This window comes from Sinorhizobium sp. P24N7 (genome assembly GCF_042436655.1).
Classification (GTDB): domain Bacteria; phylum Pseudomonadota; class Alphaproteobacteria; order Rhizobiales; family Rhizobiaceae; genus Sinorhizobium; species Sinorhizobium meliloti_A.
This window is the reverse complement of the sequence record NZ_JBHMIW010000018.1, coordinates 22,981-43,980: the sequence shown is the minus strand read 5'-3', so window position 1 is coordinate 43,980 and position 21,000 is coordinate 22,981. Positions and strand designations below refer to the sequence as shown.

18 protein-coding genes are annotated in these 21,000 nt (G+C 62.0%); 9 read left to right on the top strand and 9 right to left on the bottom strand.

Annotated elements, in window-relative coordinates; translation table 11 throughout:
• Window positions 1-10 precede the first annotated feature (10 nt).
• Window positions 11-511 carry a hypothetical protein gene (locus tag ACFHWW_RS27180; protein ID WP_324763264.1) on the top strand — a complete coding sequence of 167 codons (501 nt, stop codon included), beginning with the start codon at window positions 11-13 and terminating at the stop codon, window positions 509-511.
• A gap of 245 nt (window positions 512-756) precedes the next feature.
• Here the strand turns inward: ACFHWW_RS27180 and prfB are convergent.
• From prfB to ACFHWW_RS27165, 3 genes are all read right to left on the bottom strand, one after another.
• Window positions 757-1,888, bottom strand: a protein-coding gene (gene prfB / locus ACFHWW_RS27175; protein WP_100672234.1) for a peptide chain release factor 2 whose coding sequence is annotated in 2 segments (ribosomal slippage) — window positions 757-1,818 and window positions 1,820-1,888 — 1,131 coding nt in all. Because the reading frame shifts where the segments join, the coding sequence is not laid out codon by codon here.
• A gap of 97 nt (window positions 1,889-1,985) precedes the next feature.
• Complete coding sequence (locus tag ACFHWW_RS27170) at window positions 1,986-4,439, bottom strand: penicillin-binding protein 1A (RefSeq protein ID WP_379942165.1); 2,454 nt, start codon at window positions 4,437-4,439, stop codon at window positions 1,986-1,988.
• Window positions 4,440-4,803: 364 nt separating this feature from the next.
• On the bottom strand, window positions 4,804-6,036 hold the full coding sequence (locus ACFHWW_RS27165; RefSeq protein ID WP_379942163.1) for an N-acetylmuramoyl-L-alanine amidase: 1,233 nt from the start codon (window positions 6,034-6,036) through the stop codon (window positions 4,804-4,806).
• A gap of 758 nt (window positions 6,037-6,794) precedes the next feature.
• Here ACFHWW_RS27165 and ACFHWW_RS27160 point away from each other — a divergent pair.
• A complete protein-coding gene (locus tag ACFHWW_RS27160) occupies window positions 6,795-9,578 on the top strand; it encodes a ribonuclease E/G (RefSeq protein ID WP_100672231.1) in 2,784 nt (927 codons plus the stop codon).
• A 163-nt stretch (window positions 9,579-9,741) separates the two neighbouring features.
• Window positions 9,742-9,957: a hypothetical protein gene (locus ACFHWW_RS27155; RefSeq protein WP_100672230.1), complete on the top strand. Its 216-nt coding sequence runs from the start codon at window positions 9,742-9,744 to the stop codon at window positions 9,955-9,957.
• 419 nt (window positions 9,958-10,376) lie between these two features.
• Here the strand turns inward: ACFHWW_RS27155 and ACFHWW_RS27150 are convergent, their stop codons facing one another.
• Window positions 10,377-11,534: a pyridoxal phosphate-dependent aminotransferase gene (locus ACFHWW_RS27150; RefSeq protein ID WP_379942160.1), complete on the bottom strand. Its 1,158-nt coding sequence runs from the start codon at window positions 11,532-11,534 to the stop codon at window positions 10,377-10,379.
• A 227-nt stretch (window positions 11,535-11,761) separates the two neighbouring features.
• On the opposite strand from ACFHWW_RS27150, the gene ACFHWW_RS27145 reads away from it, so the two are divergent.
• The 5 genes from ACFHWW_RS27145 to aat all read left to right on the top strand — a co-directional run bounded on the left by ACFHWW_RS27145 (window position 11,762) and on the right by aat (window position 15,585).
• Window positions 11,762-12,529 (top strand): DsbA family protein, encoded by a 768-nt coding sequence (locus tag ACFHWW_RS27145; RefSeq protein ID WP_379942158.1) that lies wholly within the window; start codon window positions 11,762-11,764, stop codon window positions 12,527-12,529.
• A 129-nt stretch (window positions 12,530-12,658) separates the two neighbouring features.
• Complete coding sequence (gene aroQ, locus ACFHWW_RS27140; protein ID WP_018094891.1) at window positions 12,659-13,105, top strand: type II 3-dehydroquinate dehydratase; 447 nt, start codon at window positions 12,659-12,661, stop codon at window positions 13,103-13,105.
• A 23-nt stretch (window positions 13,106-13,128) separates the two neighbouring features.
• Window positions 13,129-13,605, top strand: a complete 477-nt coding sequence (gene accB, locus ACFHWW_RS27135) for an acetyl-CoA carboxylase biotin carboxyl carrier protein (protein WP_379942156.1) — start codon at window positions 13,129-13,131, stop codon at window positions 13,603-13,605.
• Window positions 13,606-13,617: 12 nt separating this feature from the next.
• Entirely contained in the window at window positions 13,618-14,961 is a 1,344-nt protein-coding gene (gene accC / locus ACFHWW_RS27130) for an acetyl-CoA carboxylase biotin carboxylase subunit (RefSeq protein WP_100672224.1), read from the top strand.
• Window positions 14,962-14,970: 9 nt separating this feature from the next.
• A complete protein-coding gene (aat, locus tag ACFHWW_RS27125; RefSeq protein WP_018094889.1) occupies window positions 14,971-15,585 on the top strand; it encodes a leucyl/phenylalanyl-tRNA--protein transferase in 615 nt (204 codons plus the stop codon).
• A gap of 97 nt (window positions 15,586-15,682) precedes the next feature.
• Here aat and ACFHWW_RS27120 read toward each other — a convergent pair whose 3' ends face one another.
• From ACFHWW_RS27120 to gatB, 4 genes are all read right to left on the bottom strand, one after another.
• On the bottom strand, window positions 15,683-16,135 hold the full coding sequence (locus tag ACFHWW_RS27120; RefSeq protein ID WP_018094888.1) for a DUF2155 domain-containing protein: 453 nt from the start codon (window positions 16,133-16,135) through the stop codon (window positions 15,683-15,685).
• A gap of 119 nt (window positions 16,136-16,254) precedes the next feature.
• Window positions 16,255-16,650: an NADH:ubiquinone oxidoreductase subunit NDUFA12 gene (locus tag ACFHWW_RS27115; protein ID WP_018094887.1), complete on the bottom strand. Its 396-nt coding sequence runs from the start codon at window positions 16,648-16,650 to the stop codon at window positions 16,255-16,257.
• Between the two features lie 172 nt (window positions 16,651-16,822).
• Window positions 16,823-17,320: a GNAT family N-acetyltransferase gene (locus ACFHWW_RS27110; RefSeq protein ID WP_275596406.1), complete on the bottom strand. Its 498-nt coding sequence runs from the start codon at window positions 17,318-17,320 to the stop codon at window positions 16,823-16,825.
• A 2-nt stretch (window positions 17,321-17,322) separates the two neighbouring features.
• The gene (gene gatB, locus ACFHWW_RS27105; protein ID WP_018094885.1) at window positions 17,323-18,825 is read right to left on the bottom strand and encodes an Asp-tRNA(Asn)/Glu-tRNA(Gln) amidotransferase subunit GatB; all 1,503 of its coding nucleotides are present in this window, start codon (window positions 18,823-18,825) and stop codon (window positions 17,323-17,325) included.
• A 332-nt stretch (window positions 18,826-19,157) separates the two neighbouring features.
• Between gatB and ACFHWW_RS27100 the strand changes: the two genes are divergently transcribed.
• On the top strand, window positions 19,158-19,412 hold the full coding sequence (locus ACFHWW_RS27100) for a YjhX family toxin (protein ID WP_018094884.1): 255 nt from the start codon (window positions 19,158-19,160) through the stop codon (window positions 19,410-19,412).
• A 102-nt stretch (window positions 19,413-19,514) separates the two neighbouring features.
• On the opposite strand, the gene gatA is transcribed toward ACFHWW_RS27100, so the two are convergent.
• The gene (gene gatA / locus ACFHWW_RS27095; protein ID WP_379942152.1) at window positions 19,515-20,996 is read right to left on the bottom strand and encodes an Asp-tRNA(Asn)/Glu-tRNA(Gln) amidotransferase subunit GatA; all 1,482 of its coding nucleotides are present in this window, start codon (window positions 20,994-20,996) and stop codon (window positions 19,515-19,517) included.
• Between the last annotated feature and the right edge of the window lie 4 nt (window positions 20,997-21,000).

Below are 21,000 nucleotides of genomic sequence, written 5' to 3'. Positions count from 1 at the left end.
GATATCCACAATGCACAAGGCCCTGCTGATAGCGCTCTGCCTGACCCTGCCCTCAAGCGCGCTTTTCGCTCAGGACAATGGCCTCCTGCCCCCGAACGTCATCTTCGTGACGAGCACGGGCTTTTGGGAGGAGAGCGGCGGCGCGCCGCAGCCGGACGAAAGCAGGGATGGCGAAAAGGGTGCGAAGACTGCGGCGCCCGGTGGGCGGCGCGGCTATTATAAACTGATTGCCGTTCGACAGGAGGACGGCACCGCGCAGGTCCATCTGCAGCAGATCGCCTCCACTCCGACCGGTCCCGAGGTGGTTTCCTCCGCGGAACTGGAGGAATTCACGGCGCTGAAGCCCTATGTCACCGATATTCGCCCCGAAACCTCGACAGGGATCACGCCGCAGCCGGGAATGTTCGCGACGGTTTATCTGAAGACCGAAGCGGGCGCGACCGAGCCCGAGTCCTGGACGGTCCTCATCGACGAGCTCGGCGACATCAAGATCGAGCGCGCGACGAATTGAGGGTCACTGAACTTCGCCCCCTCATCCGCCTGCCAGCACCTTTATAACTTGTCATTAGCCAAATCCGCCATGCTTGTGGATGCGGTGGCGAAGGGGACTAGGGCCTGCCGCGAGCCCCCTTCGCCCCGCTTGCGGGGGAGAAGGTGGCCGGCAGGCCGGATGAGGGGCGGCTTTCAGCGCAGACCGCACACCGCCCATCCCGAAAGGAATTTCCCCTCGCCCCCTCAATACCGGGGCAACGGCAATCAGCTCAGGTCGTCGACGGCCGCATCCGCGCCACCGCTGACGCGATGTGCAAGGGCTGCCTCCATGAACTCGTTCAGTTCACCGTCGAGCACGTCGCCCGGGCTGGTGCTTTCGACACCCGTCCTCAAATCCTTGACCAACTGATAGGGCTGAAGGACGTAGGAGCGGATCTGGTGACCCCAGCCTATATCGGTCTTCGACGCCGCCTCGACGTTGGCGGCCTCCTCGCGCTTCTTCAGTTCAGCCTCGTAGAGCCGCGCGCGAAGCATGTCCCATGCCTTGGCGCGGTTCTTGTGCTGCGAGCGTTCCTGCTGGCACTGCACCACGATGCCGCTCGGCATATGGGTGATGCGCACGGCCGAATCGGTCGTATTGACGTGCTGACCGCCGGCGCCCGAGGAGCGGTACGTATCGATCCGGCAATCGCTTTCGTTGATGTCGATCTGGATCGATTCGTCCACGACGGGATAGACCCAGATGGACGAAAAGGACGTATGGCGGCGAGCGTTGCTGTCATAGGGAGAAATCCGGACGAGGCGATGCACGCCCGATTCCGTCTTCAGCCAGCCATAGGCATTATGCCCCTTGACGAGAAGCGTAGCGGATTTGATGCCTGCTTCTTCCCCGTCCTGGATTTCCATGAGCTCGACCTTGTAGCCCTGGCGTTCGGCCCATCGCGTATACATGCGAAGCAGCATGTTCGCCCAGTCCTGGCTTTCCGTGCCGCCGGCGCCCGAATGGACTTCGAGATAAGTGTCGTTCTGGTCGGCCTCGCCCGAAAGCATGGCCTCGACCTGCTTCTTCGCCGCCTCGCCACGCAATTGGCGAAGCGCTTCCTCGGCCTCGGATACGATCGCCGAATCGCCCTCCTCTTCACCGAGTTCGATGAGCTCGATGTTGTCGTTGAGCTGCTGCTCGAAGCGGCGCAGGCCATTGATGCCATCGTCGAGCTGCTGGCGCTCGCGCATCAGTTTCTGCGCCTCGGCCGCATCGTTCCAGAGCGACGGATCTTCCGCCTTGTTGTTCAACCAGTCCAGTCGTCTTACCGCCTGATCCCAGTCAAAGATGCCTCCTCAGCAGGCTTATGGCCTGCTTGATTTCGTCGACGATGTTCTCGATTTCGCTGCGCATGATCCTGCTTCTTCAGGTGACTTTTCCAACGTGACCGTCAAATAGCGGTGCCCGCCGCCGATGTAAAGGCGACGGGCACCACGCGCAATGGAAAGGGTCAGAACAGTCCGTTGGAGCCGGAGGTTACCGCCTGGTTGGCCTGCGGAGAGGTTCTCAATATTTCTTCCGGCGGCGCATATTCGTCGAGGTCGCCGATGACCGAGAAGGTGTCCGCAGGACCGGTGCCCGGCTTGAAGGCTTCGATGATCGTGTCCGGCTCGCCCTCGACGGCCGCCATGCCGGTCTTGCGGTTGACGGGAATAAGGCTCATGCCTTCCGGCACCACGAACTTGCCGGGACGGGTACCCTCCACCGCCTTCTGCATGAAGGCGTTGAAGATCGGCGCCGACAGGCCGCCGCCGGTCGACCCGCGCCCGAGCGGTGCCGGGTCGTCGAAGCCGAGATAGAGCCCCGCGACGAGGTCGGGAGTGTAACCCACGAACCAGGCGTCCTTCTCGTCATTGGTCGTGCCGGTCTTGCCCGCGACAGGGCGATCGAGTTTGATCTTGCCTGCCGCGGTCCCCCGCGCGATTACGCCTTCCATCATGGAGGTGATCTGATAGGAGGTCATCGGGTCGAGGACCTGCTCGCGATTGTCGATCAGCACCGGCTCTTCCTGAGCTTCCCAATGGTCGGCATTGCAATTCTCGCAGGCCCGGTCCTCGTGGCGGAAGATGGTCTTGCCGTAACGGTCCTGGATCCGGTCGATCAGCGACGGCTTGATCTGCTTGCCGCCATTGGCGATGACGGCATAGGCGGACACGAGACGCAGCACCGTCGTTTCGCCGGAACCGAGCGACATCGCAAGAAGCGGCGCCATCTTGTCGTAGATCCCGAAACGCTCGGCATATTCGGCGACGATGTTCATGCCCAGGTCGTTGGCAAGCCGGACCGTCATCAGGTTGCGCGATTTTTCGATGCCGAGGCGGAGCGTCGACGGTCCGGCAGAGCCGCCGCCGTAGTTTTCGGGCCGCCAGACCTGACCGCCCGCGACGATCTCGATAGGCGCATCCAGAATGACCGATGCCGGGGTATAGCCGTTGTCGAGGGCGGCCGCGTAGACGAAGGGTTTGAAGGCGGAACCGGGCTGGCGCATCGCCTGAGTCGCGCGGTTGAACTCGGACTGTCCGTAGGAAAACCCGCCGACCATCGCCAGCACGCGGCCGGTATGCGGGTCCATCGCGACCAATCCGCCCTGAACCTTCGGCGGCTGGCGCAGCCGATATTCGCCGGCCTCTTGCAACGGCTCGACATAGACGACGTCGCCCGGCCCGAAGACCCCCTCCGGCGACTTGGCGTTCTTGCGCTTTCCGCCCGCGGAGCGATAGGCCCACTGCATGTTCTTGGCGGCAATCCGCCCGGTCACCCGTTCAGGCACGATCTTGCCCGAGACTTCCTTTTCCGGCTGGACGCCGATTTCGGCGCCTTCGCTGTCTACAGAGAGCACGACCGCCAGTTTCCATTCCGGCACGTCGCTGAGCATGGGGATCTTGCTCAGCGGCTCGCCCCAGTCGCCGCCGATCTCGATTGTCTTCACCGGACCGTGAAAGCCTCGCCGCTCGTCGTAGTTCAAAAGCCCGTCCTGAAGCGCCTTGCGCGCCGCAATCTGCAGCCGCGGATCCAGCGACGTACGCACGGAAAGCCCGCCCTCGTAAAGGGCCTTGTCGCCGTATTTCTGGATGATCTGACGACGCACTTCTTCGGCGAAGAAATCGGAGGCGAAGAGGTGCGCGCCGCCGCGCCGCGGCTTGACGCCGAGCGGTTGTTGCTTTGCCTCCTCGCCGTCAGCCTTGGTGACGTATCCATTTTCGACCATCCGATCGATCACCCAGTTGCGGCGCTCGATCGCAGCCTCGACCTCGCGGAACGGGTGATAATTGGCCGGCCCCTTGGGCAGGGCCGCAAGATAGGCGGTCTCGGCAATCGTCAGTTCCGTCACCGACTTGTCGAAATAGGTCAGCGCCGCCCCGGCGATGCCGTAGGAATTCAGCCCGAAGAAAATCTCGTTGAGATAGAGCTCGAGAATGCGGTCCTTGCTGTAGGCCTGTTCGATGCGGAAGGAGAGGATCGCTTCCTTGATCTTGCGATCGAGCGTCTGGTCGGAGCTCAGAAGGAAATTCTTGGCGACCTGCTGGGTGATCGTCGACGCTCCGACCGGGCGCCGACCGGAGCCGAAATTCTGCACATTGACGACGATGGCGCGCGCAAGGCCCGTCACGTCGACACCCGGATGCCGGTAGAAATTCTTGTCTTCCGCCGAGATGAATGCGGCCTTGACGCGATCGGGTATCGCCTGAATAGGCAGATACAGCCGGCGCTCGCGCGCATATTCGGCCATCAGCGCGCCGTTACCCGCATGGAAGCGCGTCGTCACCGGCGGTGCATAATTGGCCAGCACCTCATAGTCGGGCAAGTCCTTGGTGATGCCGCCGAGATAGATCGCGACGGCCGCGGCTGTGCCAAGCAGCAGAAACGCACCAATGCCAAAAAAATATCCAATCAGTCTGATCATCAGTCAGGTACCGGTATCTAATTATCGTCCCATTGCGAGGTCGCCGAGTGCCCGAACGCTCGTTTTCCGCGAAAGGAAGCCGACTTCGCCAAACTCTTCCGAAGAAATCGTCCGGCATTTTCAGTTACACGCGTTTGGGCTCCCTCATATGGCCAGGAACCTGAAGCATCAACACCGTTTCCCACAAATCGGGACGCCCTCCCCCTAAGGGGCCCGGATTGTGAGTAAAATAGGGCTGTTACCGGATTATACAGTGCGCATCCGCTGAAAAGCATATCGCTGTTACCGGCTCGACACAAATCACATCCCCATTCCGTGGCGCCGGGCTGGGACGAGATCAGCGATCCCGGAATGCCCTGCGCATTCAACCGCCGTTTGCAACCGCGGTGTTCCGGTAGCGCTGAACGGCGTCCGCAAGCAGCGCGGATACCTTCTTCCGCCATTCCGCATCGAGCAGTTGCTTCTCATCTTCCTTGTTCGACAGGAAGCCGAGCTCGAGCAGCACCGAGGGCACGTCCGGCGCCTGCAGGACCCGGAACCCCGCATGGCGGTGCGGATTGTTGATCAGCTTGATCTGCCCTTCGAACGAGGAAATGACGCTTCGGGCGAGGTTGACCGAGAAAGCCTGCGTTTCGCGGCGGGTGAGATCGATGAGGATATCCGCGACTTCGGCCGGCTCGCTTTCGAGCGGAATCCCGGCAATCTCGTCGGAGAGATTCTCGCGTGCGGCAAGATCGGCTGCGAGGTGGTCGGACGCCTTGTCGGAGATCGTGTAGACCGTGGCTCCCCGAATATCCTTCTGCCGTAATGTGTCGGCGTGAACCGAAATGAACAGGTTGGAGCCTCGCTGGCGTGCAATCTGCACGCGTTGAGGGAGGGAGAGAAATTCGTCGCGCTCCCGCGTCAGAAACGCCTCGATGCCGGGTTCGTGATTGAGCCGTTCCACCAGCTCCTTCGCGAAGGCCAGGGTCACGTGTTTCTCTTCGGTTTTCGTGACGCCACCGATTGCACCGGTATCGATTCCGCCATGGCCGGCATCTATCGCAACCACGAAGACGCCGGCCTTCGGGGGTGGCGCGGCGGCCGGCCGGTCGGTCTTGGCGGAGGGCACCGTGCCGGTCCACTGCTGCTCGGCCAGGAGCTTGTCGAAGCGGTCCTGGCCGATCCTCTCCGCATCGAGCACGAGGCGAAAGCCCTTCCCGTCCTCCACCGGCTTCACTTCCGCATGGGTCACCTCCGTCGGCCCCTTGGCGGAGAGCACAAGCCGCGAGGCCCCTGCCCCCATTCCGCCGTAGCGGATGGCGTCGAACAACCCGCGAGGCTGCAGGCTCTCCGGTTTCAGTCCGAACGACGTTTCCGGCAGATCGACGATGACGCGAAAGGGATTGGCGACGTAGTGGATGGAGAAGGCCGGCTCGCGATCGAACTCGATGACCAAGCGCGTGCGGGCATCGTCGCCGGCAATCCGCGCGGCATAGGCGAGGAAAGGCACCGGCTCGCCGGCGCGCACGCCCGCTACGGGCGACAAGAGAAGCAAAACGGCACCAAAGGCAGCGACGAGCGCGCGCATACCGCGACGACGCCCGATCGCCTCCATGGAACACAGCCTAGTCGCCGAACGCCTCACCTGAAACCCCGCATTCATCCAATCAATGTACCGGCGAAGGTCTCCCCGGCACCCCCTATCCGCCCCTCAACCAATGAACCCTCAGGGTTAACCAAAGCTTGACGCGGAGGCCGTGGCACCGCCCGTCAGCCGGCGATGTCTTCTCCTGAAGGTCCGGTTACACCCGCGCAAGCGAATCGATCAATATTGTGGCGGCAAAGGCTTTTCCCTTGCCAATGTGACATGGAAAACATAAAAGCGTCACAAGGAGAAAGTGTTGACGGGATAGAATCGTCGGCCGGGCAGCCGGAGCTTTTAGACGAGCTTGGCGCCAGGGAGTGATCGAGCCGGAACAACCGGTTGCAACCGTATCAAGCTTCCGCGGCCGCAGGAATTCATCCGCCGTCGCCGCATTTCCTCCTCCGTATACTGGTTCGCAAATTTCCGGCGGTGGCCGGAGTTCTTGATGGTGAATTTCACCGGATGCCCGCAAGCGGGCGCATTCATCGGGCCTCTTCCAGAGGTCCAGGACATTGGCATTCTTGTTTGGTCTTTGATGTGACTCAGCAGTATCGGTCAGAAGTAGAGCGGCCCCGGGACCCCAGCGTTCCGGCTGCCGTCTGGCTGCTGCACCATCGCCTGCGCCAAACAGGACCTTTCATATCCGGCGCAGCCTCCGACGTCTTCGACAGCCTTCTTGAAAAAGGCACTCTGTCTGTCGTCCCGCCGCGCCGAGGAGCACAGCTTAGATGGCAGAGAAAATGCTTATCGATGCGTCTCACTCAGAGGAGACGCGCGTCGTTGTCGTACGCGGGAACCGCATAGAAGAATTCGATTTCGAATCGGAACATAAGAAGCAGATCCGCGGCAATATCTACCTGGCGAAGGTAACCAGAGTGGAGCCGTCGCTCCAGGCGGCCTTCGTCGATTACGGCGGCAATCGCCACGGGTTTCTGGCCTTCGCCGAAATCCATCCCGACTACTACCAGATCCCCCTCGCCGATCGTCAGGCCCTGTTGAAGGCGGAAGCCGAAGAGGCCCGCCGCGACGATGACGAGCCGAACGACACCGTGGCGGAACAGAAATCCGCGCCGGCCGGCGATACGGTTGCCGAAGTCGTGGCACAGGCCGAAGCCGCCGAGGCAGCCGGAGAAGCCGCCGAGGCCGCCGAGGCCGCTGCGGAGAAGCCGAAGGCCAAGGCCAAGCCGAAGCGTACCCGCCGCGCAAAGCCGAAGGCCGGCGAAGAGCCCGTGGCGCCTGAAGGCGGCCCGTCGGAAGACGGTGAAGGCGACAAGAACGAAATGGCCGCGGTGGTCGATACCGATTCGATCTCCGAGGATATCGACGCGCGTCGTCAGCGTGACGACGACGATGACGACGACAATCACGACGGCGAAAAGGAAATCATCGAATCCGTCGGCGCCGAAGATGCCATGGAAGAGGTGGCGGATCGTCATATCCGCAAGCCGCGCAAGCAATACCGCATTCAGGAAGTGATCAAGCGCCGGCAGATCCTGCTGGTTCAGGTCGCAAAGGAAGAGCGCGGCAACAAGGGTGCGGCACTCACGACCTATCTTTCGCTCGCAGGCCGCTACTCCGTTCTCATGCCGAACACGGCGCGCGGCGGCGGTATTTCGCGCAAGATCACCAACCTGCAGGACCGCAAGCGTCTGAAGGAAATCGCCCGCGGTCTCGACGTGCCGCAGGGAATGGGTGTGATCCTGCGCACCGCCGGGGCCAATCGCACGAAAGTCGAGATCAAGCGCGACTTCGAATACCTCATGCGGCTGTGGGAGAACGTCCGCACGCTGACGCTGAACTCTACTGCCCCCTGCCTCGTCTACGAGGAGGGCAGCCTTATCAAGCGATCGATCCGCGATCTCTACAACAAGGACATCAGCGAGATCGTCGTTTCGGGCGAGGAAGGCTACAAGGAAGCCAAGGGCTTCATGAAGATGCTGATGCCGAGCCACGCAAAGGTCGTGCAGCCCTATCGCGACGTGCATCCGATCTTCTCCCGCTCCGGCATCGAAGCGCAGCTCGATCGCATGCTGCAGCCGCAGGTGACGCTGAAGTCTGGCGGCTACATCATCATCAACCAGACCGAAGCTCTGGTTTCCATCGATGTGAACTCCGGTCGTTCGACACGCGAGCACTCGATCGAGGATACGGCTCTCCAGACGAATCTCGAGGCAGCCGAGGAAGTAGCGCGGCAATTGCGCCTTCGCGACCTTGCCGGCCTGATCGTGATCGACTTCATCGACATGGAAGAGAAGCGGAACAACCGCTCCGTCGAGAAGAAGCTCAAGGATTGCCTGAAGAACGATCGGGCCCGTATCCAGGTCGGCCGCATCTCGCATTTCGGCCTGCTCGAAATGTCTCGCCAGCGCATTCGCGCCTCGGTGCTGGAAAGCACGATGCAGACCTGCCCGCACTGTAACGGTACGGGCCATATCCGTTCGCAATCCTCCGTTGCCCTGCATGTCCTGCGCGGCATCGAGGAACATCTGCTCAAGAACACCACGCACGACATCAGCGTGCGCACGACACCCGATATCGCGCTCTACCTGCTCAATCAGAAGCGCAGTTCGATCACGGACTACGAACAGCGCTTCGGTGTCTCCATCTTCATCGAAGCGGACGCCCATGTCGGTGCGCAGCACTTCGCGATCGATCGCGGTGAACCGGTCGAAAATCCGGTGAGGATCGACCAGATCCTGCAGTTCGAGCCGGAGCCGGAAGACGAAGAAGAGGTCCTCATCGAGGAGGAGACCGACGAAGAGGAAGCGGAAGAGATTGCTGCCGAGCGTCAGGACCAGAAAAAGGGTCAGACCGACGAACAAGGCGGCCGCAAGCGCAAGCGTCGTCGCCGCCGGCGCGGCAAGGGCACGGGTCAGGGGGCGGACGAAGCCTTCGCTGAGGCCGCCGACGCGGCTGAGGACGAGACCGGCGATGAAGGCGCAGTGGACGATGCCGAGGATGAAGGCGACGCCACGGATGCCCTGAATGGCGATAGCGAGCAGAAGCGCAAGCGTCGCCGCCGCGGCAAGCGTGGCGGCCGCCGCAGTCGTCAGGATGAACTTGCTGAAGCCGAGGGCGAGGCCGGCGTGGCTGCAGAAGCCGGCGAAGCGGCCGGTGACGACGCAGAGGCGGAAGTCCTCCCAGCCGCGGCAGCCGAGGAGACGTCGCCGGATATCGCGGCAGCCGCTGCCGTCGAGGCAGCAGCGGAGGAGCCGAAACCGGCAAAACCCCGGCGCAGCCGCAAGAAAGCAGTCAAGGCCGAGGAGCCGGCCGAGAGTGTCGACGAAGGAGCCGAAAAGGCCGTTGAGTCCCAACCCGAAACACCCGAAGCCGCCCCTGAGGCGGTGGAGGAAGCTGTTGCCGATCTGGAAGGCGCAAAGCCCGCGCGCGCAAACCGGGATCTGTCGGCGATCGCTACCGAGCCGGTCGTGACGTCCAGCAAAAGCGAGGGCGAAGAGGAGCCGGCAAAACCCAAAAAGGGCGGCTGGTGGCAGCGCCGCGGTTTCTTCTAAGAAGCAAAGAAATAGCCCGGAGCGATCCGGGCTTTTTCATGGCCGGGACGTGTGGCGGCTCAGGTGTGAGCTGCCCCATTGAAAAACTCCGCCCTTTCCGGACGGAAAGCCGCACATAGTTTTCCTTATCCCGCTCTATACTTTCCAGAGGGAGGACGAGGCCATGCACAAGTTCACAGTCATCGTTACGGAAGAGTTTGAAGCCGACACTGCCGAGGAAGCTGCCTTGCTCATGTATCAGCAACTGACCAACGGGCCGGCCCCTTTGCATTATTCGGTCACGGATGAAACGAAGCTCGCAACCAACCTGACACTGGACCGGAAAGAGGCAGATGAGTTTGCCAGTGTCGATCACACCGCAGACCCCGGCAACTGGTAAAACCCGGCGCAACTACCCGCGACGGCTTGTTTGATTTCCTCATTTCTGTGCTTGTCACAGGAATCCAGCCAGCCCAAGTCCTTGGGCTGAAAGAACGCTTCCCGCGCCGCAGACGCGGCGCTGCTGGATCCCTGTGACGAGCACAGGGATGAGGGTAGAGAGGGTGCCGTGAAGATAGCGAGGCGGCGCGGAGGTCCCGGGTCACGCCCGTATACAGCGTCCCGCTTCGCTTCGATGTAGTAGCCGCACATCCCCGGTCCCTCATTCCTGTGCTCGTCACAGGAATCCAGCCAGACCAAGTCCTTGGGCTGAAAGAACGCTTCCCGCGCCGCAGACGCGGCGCTACCCTCATTCCTGTGACAAGCACAGGAATGAGGAAATCAAACAAGCGCCGCGGGCGGCCCGAATCTCGATATGCCTTAGGCCAGCCAGCGCGCGATGCGGTTCATCGCCTCCTCCATCTCGATAGCCGCGCCCGCATAGGAAAAGCGCATGGTGCGATGCCCTTCGACGGGATCGAAGTCGAAGCCGGGCGTTGCCGCGACGTCGATCTCGGCCAGCATCCGACGGGCGAAGGCCATGCTGTCATTGGTGAAGCGGCTGACATCCGCATAGGCGTAAAATGCGCCGTCCATCGGCGAGGCGATCGAAAAGCCGATCTGCGGCAGCCGTTCGAGCAGCAGTGCCCGGTTCGCGGCATAGGCACGCTTGTAGCCGTCGAGCTCCTCATACGCGCCGAGAGCCGCCTCCGCGGCAATCTGTGACAGCTCCGGCGGCGAAATATAGAGGCTCTGCGCGATGCGCTCGAAGGCACGCACCCGCGCCTCGGGCAGAACCATCCAGCCGATGCGCCAACCGGTCATACAGTAATATTTGGAGAAGGAGTTGATCACGACGGCGTCGTCGGCGACTTCAAGCGCCGTCGTCTCCTCCCCGGCGAAAGTAAGGCCGTGATAGATCTCATCGGAAATGAAGGCGATCGAGTAGTCCCGGCAATAATCGGCGAGCGCCTTCAGCTGCGCCTTGCCGGTCACCGTTCCCGTCGGGTTCGCCGGGCTTGCGAGAAGCACGCCCTTCAACGGTTTTCCGCCCCGTGCGGCGGCGCGCTCCAGGCTGTCCGGGGTCAAAGTGAAGCCGGCATCGGCATTGGCTTCGATCTCGACCACTTCGAGCCCGAGCGCGGCCATGATGTTGCGATAGGCGGGATAGCCCGGGCGGGCGATAGCCACGCGATCGCCCGGATCGAACAGGGCGAGAAAAGCGAGATTGAACCCGGCCGACGATCCGGTCGTCACCGCAATCCGCTGCGGATCGAACGTGATGCCGTGTCGGCTGTGATAGTGAGCGGCAATCGCCCTCTTCAGGGAGAGTGTGCCAAGAGCGTCCGTATAGCCGAGCCGACCGTGATCGAGTGCCCTCCTTGCTGCATCGAGTGCCGCTTTCGGGGCCGGATGCGCGGGCTGACCGACCGCCATGGATATGACCGGATGGCCGGAATCGCGCCGCCGCGTGGCCTCGGCCAGCACATCCATGGCGTGGAACGGCTCGACTGCGCTACGTTTCGACATCTGTGCCAAAGGAAGGTCCTCGCGAGTTTCTTGATGCCCTTTGCCCCATCGCTCGCGGCTTCACAAGTCCGCGAACGCCGCAATTCGGCCGATTTTGCCGTTTCGTTTCCCTCCGCCACGCCCTATGCTTCAACCAGTCGGCGCAAGCCGGGACTTGTCGTCGTCTTCAAACTGGCGCATTGACGCAAGCGTGCGGAGCCTACGACCGACATAGAACAGCAGACCACGAGGAAAGAATGACGCTCAAGATGAAGATGATTGCCGCAGCATCCCTGATCGCGCTTGCTGCCGGCGTCGCCCTGCCCGGTCCCGCGGCGGCGCTCGATGCCAAGCAGAAGGAGGAATTCGGCGCCTTCATCAAGGAGTACCTGCTCGCCAATCCGGAGATCATGCTGGAAGTGCAGGAAGCCCTCACCTCCAAGCAGCGGGCCAAGCAGCAGGAAACCGCTCAGGCGGCAATCGCCGACAACAAGAAGGCGATCTTCAACTCTGCCTACGACATTGCCCTCGGCAATCCGGACGGCGATGTGACGATCGTCGAGTTCTTCGATTACAACTGCGGCTATTGCAAACGGGCTCTCTCCGACATGGACGACATCCTCGCCAAGGACAAGAATGTCCGCTTCGTTCTCAAGGAGCTCCCAATTCTCGGGCCGGACTCGCTCGCGGCCCACAAGGTCAGCGCCGCCTTCCGCGTGATCGCACCAGAGAAATACGGCGATTTCCATCGCGCCCTGCTCGGGGGAGAGGAGCGCGCGACGGAGGAAACCGCGATCGCCGTTGCGGCCAAGCTCGGCGTGACGGAAGCGCAGTTGCGCGAAAAGATGGATGACGGGCCGTATGATGCCTCGATGCGCGAAGCCTATACGCTCGCCAACGAGCTCGGCATCACGGGAACGCCTTCCTATGTCGTCGGCAACGAGGCGGTCTTCGGCGCTGTCGGGGCGCCAGAGATCGAACAGAAAGTCGCCAACATGCGTGCGTGCGGCAAGACCGTCTGCTGACGGCCGGCCGGCCACAACCCCTATCGGAACAGCACGACTTGTGGACAAAGCCCGCTGGTACCCAGGGGGCTTTTCCTCGGGGAACCATCAGTCTATAGGTAACCCTCCATCACCGGACCGGATTCCCTTATGCCTTCGACTATCTTTGTGCTGAACGGCCCAAACCTGAACGCGCTCGGCAAACGCGAACCGGGTATCTATGGCGGCAAGACGCTTGCCGACATCGAAGCGATGTGCAAGGAGGAGGCCAGACACCTCGGCTTCGACGTCGACTTCCGGCAGTCGAACCATGAAGGCACGTTGGTCGACTGGTTACACGAGGCTGGCGAAAAGGCAGTCGGCATCGCCATCAATCCCGCCGCCTACGGACACACCTCCATCGCCATGCACGATGCCATTCGGGCGATCACCGTCCCTGTGGTGGAGCTGCATCTTTCCAATATTCATGCGCGCGAAGAATTCCGGCACAAGTCGATGATCGCGCCAGCCGTCAAAGGCGTTATCTGCGGTTTCGGCGCACAGAGTTACATTCTGGCGCTGCATGCGTTAAAGAACCTGACGGAAAAATCCAAATAAGAAGAACACGAGGCTCATATCCCATGGCTGAAAAGAAACCGGGTATCGATCAGGCGCTGATCCGTGATCTCGCCAATATCCTTAACGATACCGACCTCACCGAGATCGAAGTGGAGCAGGACGATCTGCGCATCCGCGTTTCGCGGAACGGCACGCCTGTTGCCATGTCCATGCCGGCGATGCCCGCCTACCAGGTGCCGCCCGCCGTCGCCGCCGGCCAGCCGGCTGGTGCGCCCCAGGGTGCCGCCGAAGGCGGTCACAATGCCAAGAACGCAGTGACGGCCCCCATGGTCGGCACCGCCTATCTCGCCCCGGCTCCGGGCTCCCGCCCCTTCATCGAAGTCGGTGCGGTGGTAAAGGAAGGTCAGACGATCCTGATCATCGAGGCAATGAAGACGATGAACCAGATTCCGGCCCCCCGCTCCGGCAAGGTGACGGAAATTCTCGTGCAGGACGCCGCTCCGGTCGAATATGGCGAACCCCTGATCGTGATCGAATAGGGCACGGTGGCGATGATCTCGAAAATCCTCATTGCCAATCGCGGCGAAATTGCTCTGCGCGTCCTGCGCGCCTGCAAGGAGCTCGGCATCGCGACCGTGGCCGTGCACTCGACGGCGGACAGCGACGCCATGCATGTCCGGCTCGCCGACGAGAGCGTCTGCATCGGCCCGCCGCCTTCGCGCGAGAGCTACCTGAACATCCATCAGATCGTTGCCGCCTGTGAGATCACCGGTGCGGATGCGGTGCATCCGGGTTACGGCTTCCTCTCGGAGAACGCCAAGTTCGCCGATATCCTCGATGCGCACGGCATCACTTTCATCGGACCGACTGCCGAGCACATCCGCCTCATGGGCGACAAGATCACCGCCAAGAAGACGGCGGAAGAACTCGGCATTCCGGTGGTTCCGGGCTCCGATGGCGAAGTGAAGCCGGAGAACGCCCTGGAGATCGCCCGCCAGATCGGATTCCCCGTGCTGATCAAGGCGACGGCGGGTGGCGGTGGCCGCGGCATGAAGGTCGCCCGCACCGAGGAGGAACTCGAAAACGCGGTTGCGACGGCACGTTCCGAAGCGGCAGCCGCATTCGGCAACGACGCGGTCTACATGGAGAAGTTTCTCGGCAAGCCGCGCCATATCGAAATCCAGGTCGTCGGGGATGGCGAGGGCAATGCGATCCATCTCGGTGAACGCGACTGCTCGCTGCAGCGCCGCCATCAGAAGGTCTGGGAAGAAGCCAATTCCCCGGCCCTGAACGTCGAACAGCGCATGAAGATCGGTCAAATCTGCGCCGAGGCGATGAAGAAGTTGAAATATCGCGGCGCCGGCACGATCGAGTTCCTCTACGAGAACGGCGAGTTCTACTTCATCGAGATGAACACGCGCCTGCAGGTCGAACACCCGATTACCGAAGCGATCACCGGGATCGACCTCGTGCACGAGCAGATTCGCGTGGCGTCCGGAGCCGGCCTCTCTGCCAAGCAGGAAGATATCGTCTTCTCCGGTCACGCCATCGAATGCCGCATCAATGCCGAAGATCCGCGCACCTTCGTTCCTTCTCCGGGCACGATCACGCATTTCCACGCCCCGGGTGGCCTCGGTGTGCGCGTCGACAGCGGCGCCTATCAGGGTTACCGTATCCCCCCCTACTATGACAGCCTGATTGGTAAGCTGATCGTCCACGGCCGGACGCGCGTCGAATGCATGATGCGGCTGCGCCGCGTACTCGATGAATTTGTCATCGACGGCATCAAGACGACTCTTCCCCTTTTTCAGGACCTGATCAACAATCAGGATATCGCAAACGGCGATTATGATATCCATTGGCTGGAGCACCATCTGGCCACAACATCCGCATAGGATACGACATTGAAGGAGACGCGCAGCAAACAACCGGATATCACGCCGGACATGTTGTTGCGCGCCTACTCGATCGGCCTCTTCCCCATGGCCGACTCGGCCGACGATCCTGAACTTTTCTGGGTCGAGCCCGAGATCCGCGGCATCATCCCGCTGGACCGGTTTCACGTCTCGCGCAGCCTCGCCAAGGCGATCCGCAGACGTCCCTTCGACATTCGCTTCGATACGGCCTTCGCCGAGGTCATGGAGGGGTGCGCTCAGCCCGCACGGGACAGGCCGACGACCTGGATCAACGACACGATCCGCTCCCTCTATGCGGCCCTGCACCAAATGGGCCATGCGCACAGCGTCGAGGCATGGGAGGGAGACGTACTCGTCGGCGGGCTCTACGGCGTTTCACTCGGCGCAGCCTTTTTCGGCGAGAGCATGTTCTCGCGGCGCACCGACGCATCGAAGATCTGCCTCGTCCATCTGGTCGAGCGATTGAGGTCCAAGGGATTTCGGCTCCTCGACACGCAATTCACGACCGAACACCTGAAGTCCTTCGGCGCAGTCGACGTGCCCAAGGCTCAGTACGAAGTTCTGCTCGCGAAAGCCATAGCTTCGCCAAATCTCGAATTCTGAGGATCATGCCTTCTCAAGGAAAGGCTTACGCTTTGCGTCGCTCCGGTGAGTGGCAGGCAAAGAGAGAAGGATCGCAGGAGGCGCCTTGCCAAGTGCTCTATTGCTTTGCCGCCGTGTCCGGCGGGGGGACGTCCGACGAGGTCTTGCAGGACTGCAGCCAAACGTCATAGACGGGGTGCTCGACCGCATTGAGCCCCGGGCTGTCGGCAAACATCCAGCCGGTGAAGATGCGGCGGATCTTCCGGTCGAGCGTGATTTCGTCCACCTCCACAAAAGTGGTCGTCTTCGGCGCTTCCGTTTCGTCGCGGCTGTGGCAGACGCGCGGCGTTACCTGCAGCGCACCGAATTGCACCGTTTCGCCGATATAGACGTCAAAACTGGTGATGCGGCCGGTGATCTTGTCGATGCCGGAGAAGACCGCGACGGCGTTGGAAAGGCGCGCCGCCTGCGCAGTTTCGACGGCAGACGTCACCGGAGCGGCAAGGAGAAGGGCAATGGCAGCAAACCGCCCTCCCCGGCCAATCAAATCCCGCAGACAGAAACCCGCCATTACCGCCAATCCCCCGCACATTGCTGTTAGTCCCGGATGGACTTCAGGCGCTAAACCCGAAATGTGGCTGCGCCGTGATCGTCCCGCATGTCGCGGGATGATACCCAAAGAGCCCAGGCTCAGGAGCGCGGCGTCCAGGCGTCGTAGTCGCCGGTCACACGCGGGCGCTTACCGGCGCCGGCAATCGACCCCTTCGGCCGATAGGCACCGGGCGTGCCGGTCGGGTTGGCGCGGTGGGGCTTCTGCCACTCGCGTACGACATATTTCTCGTCGGCGGGGGAGACGTCGGTGCGGTGGTGCATCCAGCCATGCCAGCCCGGCGGGATCGCAGACGCCTCGGCAGGGCCGTTGTAGATCACCCAACGCCGCGTCCGGCCCTCGGAGTCCGTGCCGCCCTGATAGTAGACGTTGCCGAACTCGTCTTCCCCGACGCGCTGGCCATGGCGCCAGGTGTGAAACCGGGTACCGATCGTCTGTCCGTTCCACCAGGTGAAAATCTGCAGCAGGAGCTTCATAGGCATCGTCCTTTACCGGCCGATGGGAGCCAGCCGGATGTCAAAATCTCGCCCCCGCTTATGCCGTGCCGCTTCCGGCTTGTCCAGTGATTCCGCTCTTGGCTGCGGGGCATTTCACCTGCATCTGGCGGCCGAAGCGGGTGTGTCGCATCGATGCGAGCGGCGTCAAAGGTCAGGAAAGACGCTTTTCGAGGATGAGCGCCGGTATGCCGGACTGCTCGTCGCCGCAACTGGATGTTTTTGCGACTTCCACAAATCCGTGCGCGCGATAAAAGGCGAGCGCGTGCAGGTTCTGCGGCTCCACTTCCACCCGCATGCGTTCCGCATCCGGGAAGCAGGTCTCGAGCTCGGCGAACATGTCGCGACCGACGCCATGGCGTTGATACTTCGGCAGCACATAGAGCTGGTGCAACACGGCTGTCTTTTCCAGCGACTCGGACATGGCGGCATAGCCCATCCCGGCAAGTTCGCTGCCGTTGTCGGCGACGACAAACTCGGAGTGCTTGCGCTGCAAGCGCGCGCGAAGGGCCTCGACGGAATGCCACTTCGCCGTCAGTTCATTGACCTTTTCGACACCGTAGAACGTATCGTAGGTCGCGTGCCACGTCTCGGCAAGCAGAGCGCGAACCTTTTCGAGGTCGCGCTCGCTCGCGGTACGGACGAAGAACATCGTCACTCCTCGATGCCGAGCTTGGATTTTACGAGGGCCTGCACCGCCTGCGGATTGGCCTTGCCGCCGGTTGCCTTCATCACCTGCCCGACGAACCAGCCGGCCAGCGACGGCTTCGCCTTGGCTTTTTCAACCTGGTCGGGATTGGCGGCGATGATCTCGTCGACCGCCTTCTCGATCGCACCGGTGTCGGTGACCTGCTTCATACCGCGGCTCTCGACGATCTCGGCCGGATCGCCTCCCTCGCTCCAGAGGATTTCGAAGAGATCCTTTGCGAGCTTGCCGGAAATGGTGCCGTCCTTGATGAGATCGATGATACCGCCGAGCTGCGCCGGCGAGACCGGCGTTTCCTCGATGGTCTTTCCGGCCTTGTTCAGCGCGCCGAGAAGATCGTTGATCACCCAGTTCGCCGCCGCCTTGCCGTCACGGCCTTCGGCCACGGCTTCGAAGTAATCGGCAATCGCCTTTTCCGAGACGAGAACGGACGCATCGTAAACGGACAGACCGAGATCGCGAACGAAGCGTTCCTTCTTGTCGTCCGGCAATTCGGGAAGATCGGCCTTGAGAGCTTCCACGAAGGCATCGTCGAACTCGAGCGGCAGGAGATCCGGATCGGGGAAGTAGCGGTAGTCGTGCGCCTCTTCTTTCGAACGCATGGAGCGGGTCTCGCCCTTGTTGGCATCGAAGAGACGGGTCTCCTGGTCGATCGCGCCGCCGTCTTCGAGGATGGCGATCTGGCGACGGGCCTCGTATTCGATCGACTGGCCGACGAAGCGGATCGAGTTGACGTTCTTGATTTCGCAGCGCGTGCCGAAAGCTTCGCCCGGGCGGCGAACCGAGACGTTGACGTCCGCGCGCATCGAGCCCTCGTCCATATTGCCGTCGCAGGTGCCGAGATAACGCAGGATCGAGCGGAGCTTGGTGAGATAGGCTTTCGCCTCGTCCGACGACCGCAGGTCCGGCTTCGAGACGATCTCCATCAGCGCGACGCCCGACCGGTTGAGGTCGACATAGGACATGGCGGGATGCTGGTCGTGCATAGACTTGCCGGCATCCTGCTCCAGATGCAGGCGCTCGATGCCGATCTCGACGTCTTCGAACTGCCCCTGGCGATCCGGACCGACGGAAATGATGATCTTGCCTTCGCCGACGATCGGATCCTTGTATTGCGAGATCTGATAGCCCTGCGGCAGGTCCGGATAGAAATAGTTCTTCCGGTCGAAGATCGAGCGATTGTTGATCTTTGCCTTCAAGCCGAGGCCGGTGCGCACGGCCTGCTTGACGCATTCCTCGTTGATGACCGGAAGCATGCCCGGCATTGCGGCATCGACCAGCGACACATTGGCGTTCGGCTCGGACCCGAACTCGGTCGACGCACTGGAGAACAGCTTCGAATTGCTCAGCACCTGCGCATGGACTTCCATGCCGATGATGACCTCCCAGTCGCCGGTGGCGCCTGGAATGAAGCGTTTCGGATCAGGAGTGCGGACGTCGACGATGCTCATGTCATGCTCTTCTTTGAAGCCTGAATTCGTGGTTTCTCGGTAGAGCAATTGATCCCACGGTGCAAGCTTGTAAGGCGCGGCCGCACATGGGGCACTGGACAATGCCGGCTCTCGCAGCCGGTCATTGCAACCTTGACGATTGCGCGGCGATCTCCTAGAAAGCGCGATATCCGACAGGAGTCTTTATGTTCCATCAGTCTGAGTCCCGGTAAGGGCCCTGCCCGCTTCCACTGAAAAGCGTGCATGGGCCGGAAACGTAAACCCCGCTCTTCTCACGAAGAACGGAACGTTTTCCTGCGTTCTGACGAACGCCATTCCGGAACACTCCAACGATGGACATTTCACGCGCCGAACAGCGCATTCTTCACCATTTGGCCCAGGGCGGCCGCATTGAAATCACCCGCGAAGGCAAGGCGATCGCGGACGTTCGCTGCTTTACGAGAGACGGCTGGGTCTATCCCGGTGTCGATCTCGAGCTTTTCCGTAAGCTGAAACGAAAGAGAGCGATCAAGTCGTCGGCCGGTAAGCCCTATCGCATCACCGAACGCGGACTGCATCTGGTCAGATCGGAGCTCAACAACCGCTGAGCGTCGGCGATCCGAATTGCACCGGATGCCGGAGATATCGTCTCCGGTGTCCGATGCGGTCGGTATTGCCGCGATTTCGACGGCTTACGCCTCTTTACGCCGTCACCACCATTTGGACGGCGTGAAGCGGCCGGCTGCCTGTTCGATGACATGGGCCGTCTTGAACAGCGTTTCTTCCTCGAAGGGCTTGCCGATGAGCTGCAGACCGAGCGGCAGCCCCTTGCGGTCGAGCCCGCCCGGCACCGCAATGCCCGGAAGGCCGGCCATGTTCACCGTCACGGTGAAGATGTCGTTCAGGTACATCTTCACCGGATCGGATGCGAGGTCCTCGTCGGCAATGCCGAAGGCGGAGGACGGCGTGGCCGGCGTCAGGATCGCATCGACACCCGCCCGGAAGGCGAGCTCGAAGTCGCGCTTGATCAAAGTCCGGACCTTCTGCGCGCGCAGGTAATAGGCATCGTAATAGCCGGCGGAAAGCACATAGGTGCCGATCATGATACGACGCTTGACCTCCTGCCCGAAGCCGGCGGCGCGCGTCTTCTCATACATGTCGATGATGTCCTTGCCGTCGACGCGCAGGCCGTAGCGAACGCCGTCGTAACGCGCGAGGTTGGACGACGCTTCGGCCGGAGCGACGATGTAGTAAGCGGGCAGCGCGTATTTCGTATGCGGCAGCGAGATATCGACGATTTCGGCGCCTGCGTCCCTGAGCCAGGCGATGCCCTGCTGCCAGAGCGCCTCGATATCCTCCGGCATGCCGTCGACGCGGTATTCCTTCGGAATGCCGATCCGCATCCCCTTGATCGACTGGCCGATCGAGGCTTCGTAGTCCGGCACCGGCAGATCGACGGAGGTCGTGTCCTTCGGATCGATGCTCGCCATCGACTTCAACAGGACCGCCGCATCGCGCACGTCGCGGGCGATCGGGCCCGCCTGGTCGAGCGACGAGGCGAAGGCGACGACGCCCCAGCGCGAGCAGCGGCCATAGGTCGGCTTGATGCCGACGGTGCCGGTGAACGCCGCCGGCTGGCGAATCGAACCGCCGGTATCGGTCGCGGTGGCGCCGGCGCAAAGGCGCGCCGCGACCGCGGCGGCAGACCCGCCGGAAGAGCCGCCCGGAACCAGGTCCAGATTCGAGCCTTTAGCGCGCCACGGGTTCTTGACAGGTCCGTAATAGGAGGTCTCGTTAGACGAGCCCATGGCGAACTCGTCCATGTTAAGCTTGCCGAGCATGACGGCGCCGTCGTTCCAGAGGTTCTGGGTCACGGTCGACTCGTAGCGCGGCTCGAAGCCGTCGAGTATGTGGCTGCATGCCTGCGTGTGGATGCCCTCCGTGCCGAAGAGATCCTTGATACCAAGCGGGATGCCCTCGAGCGCGCCGGCCTTACCGGCCGCGATGCGGGCGTCCGATGCCTTCGCCATCTCGCGCGCCTTTTCCGGCGTGACGGCGACATAGGCGTTGATCGTCTGGTTGGCTGCCTCGATCGCGGCAAGATAGGCGTCGGTCAACTCGACCGCGGTGATCTCCTTGGCGGAAAGCTTCGCGCGGGCTTCGGCGATCGTGAGGCTCGTAAGGTCGGTCATGGTG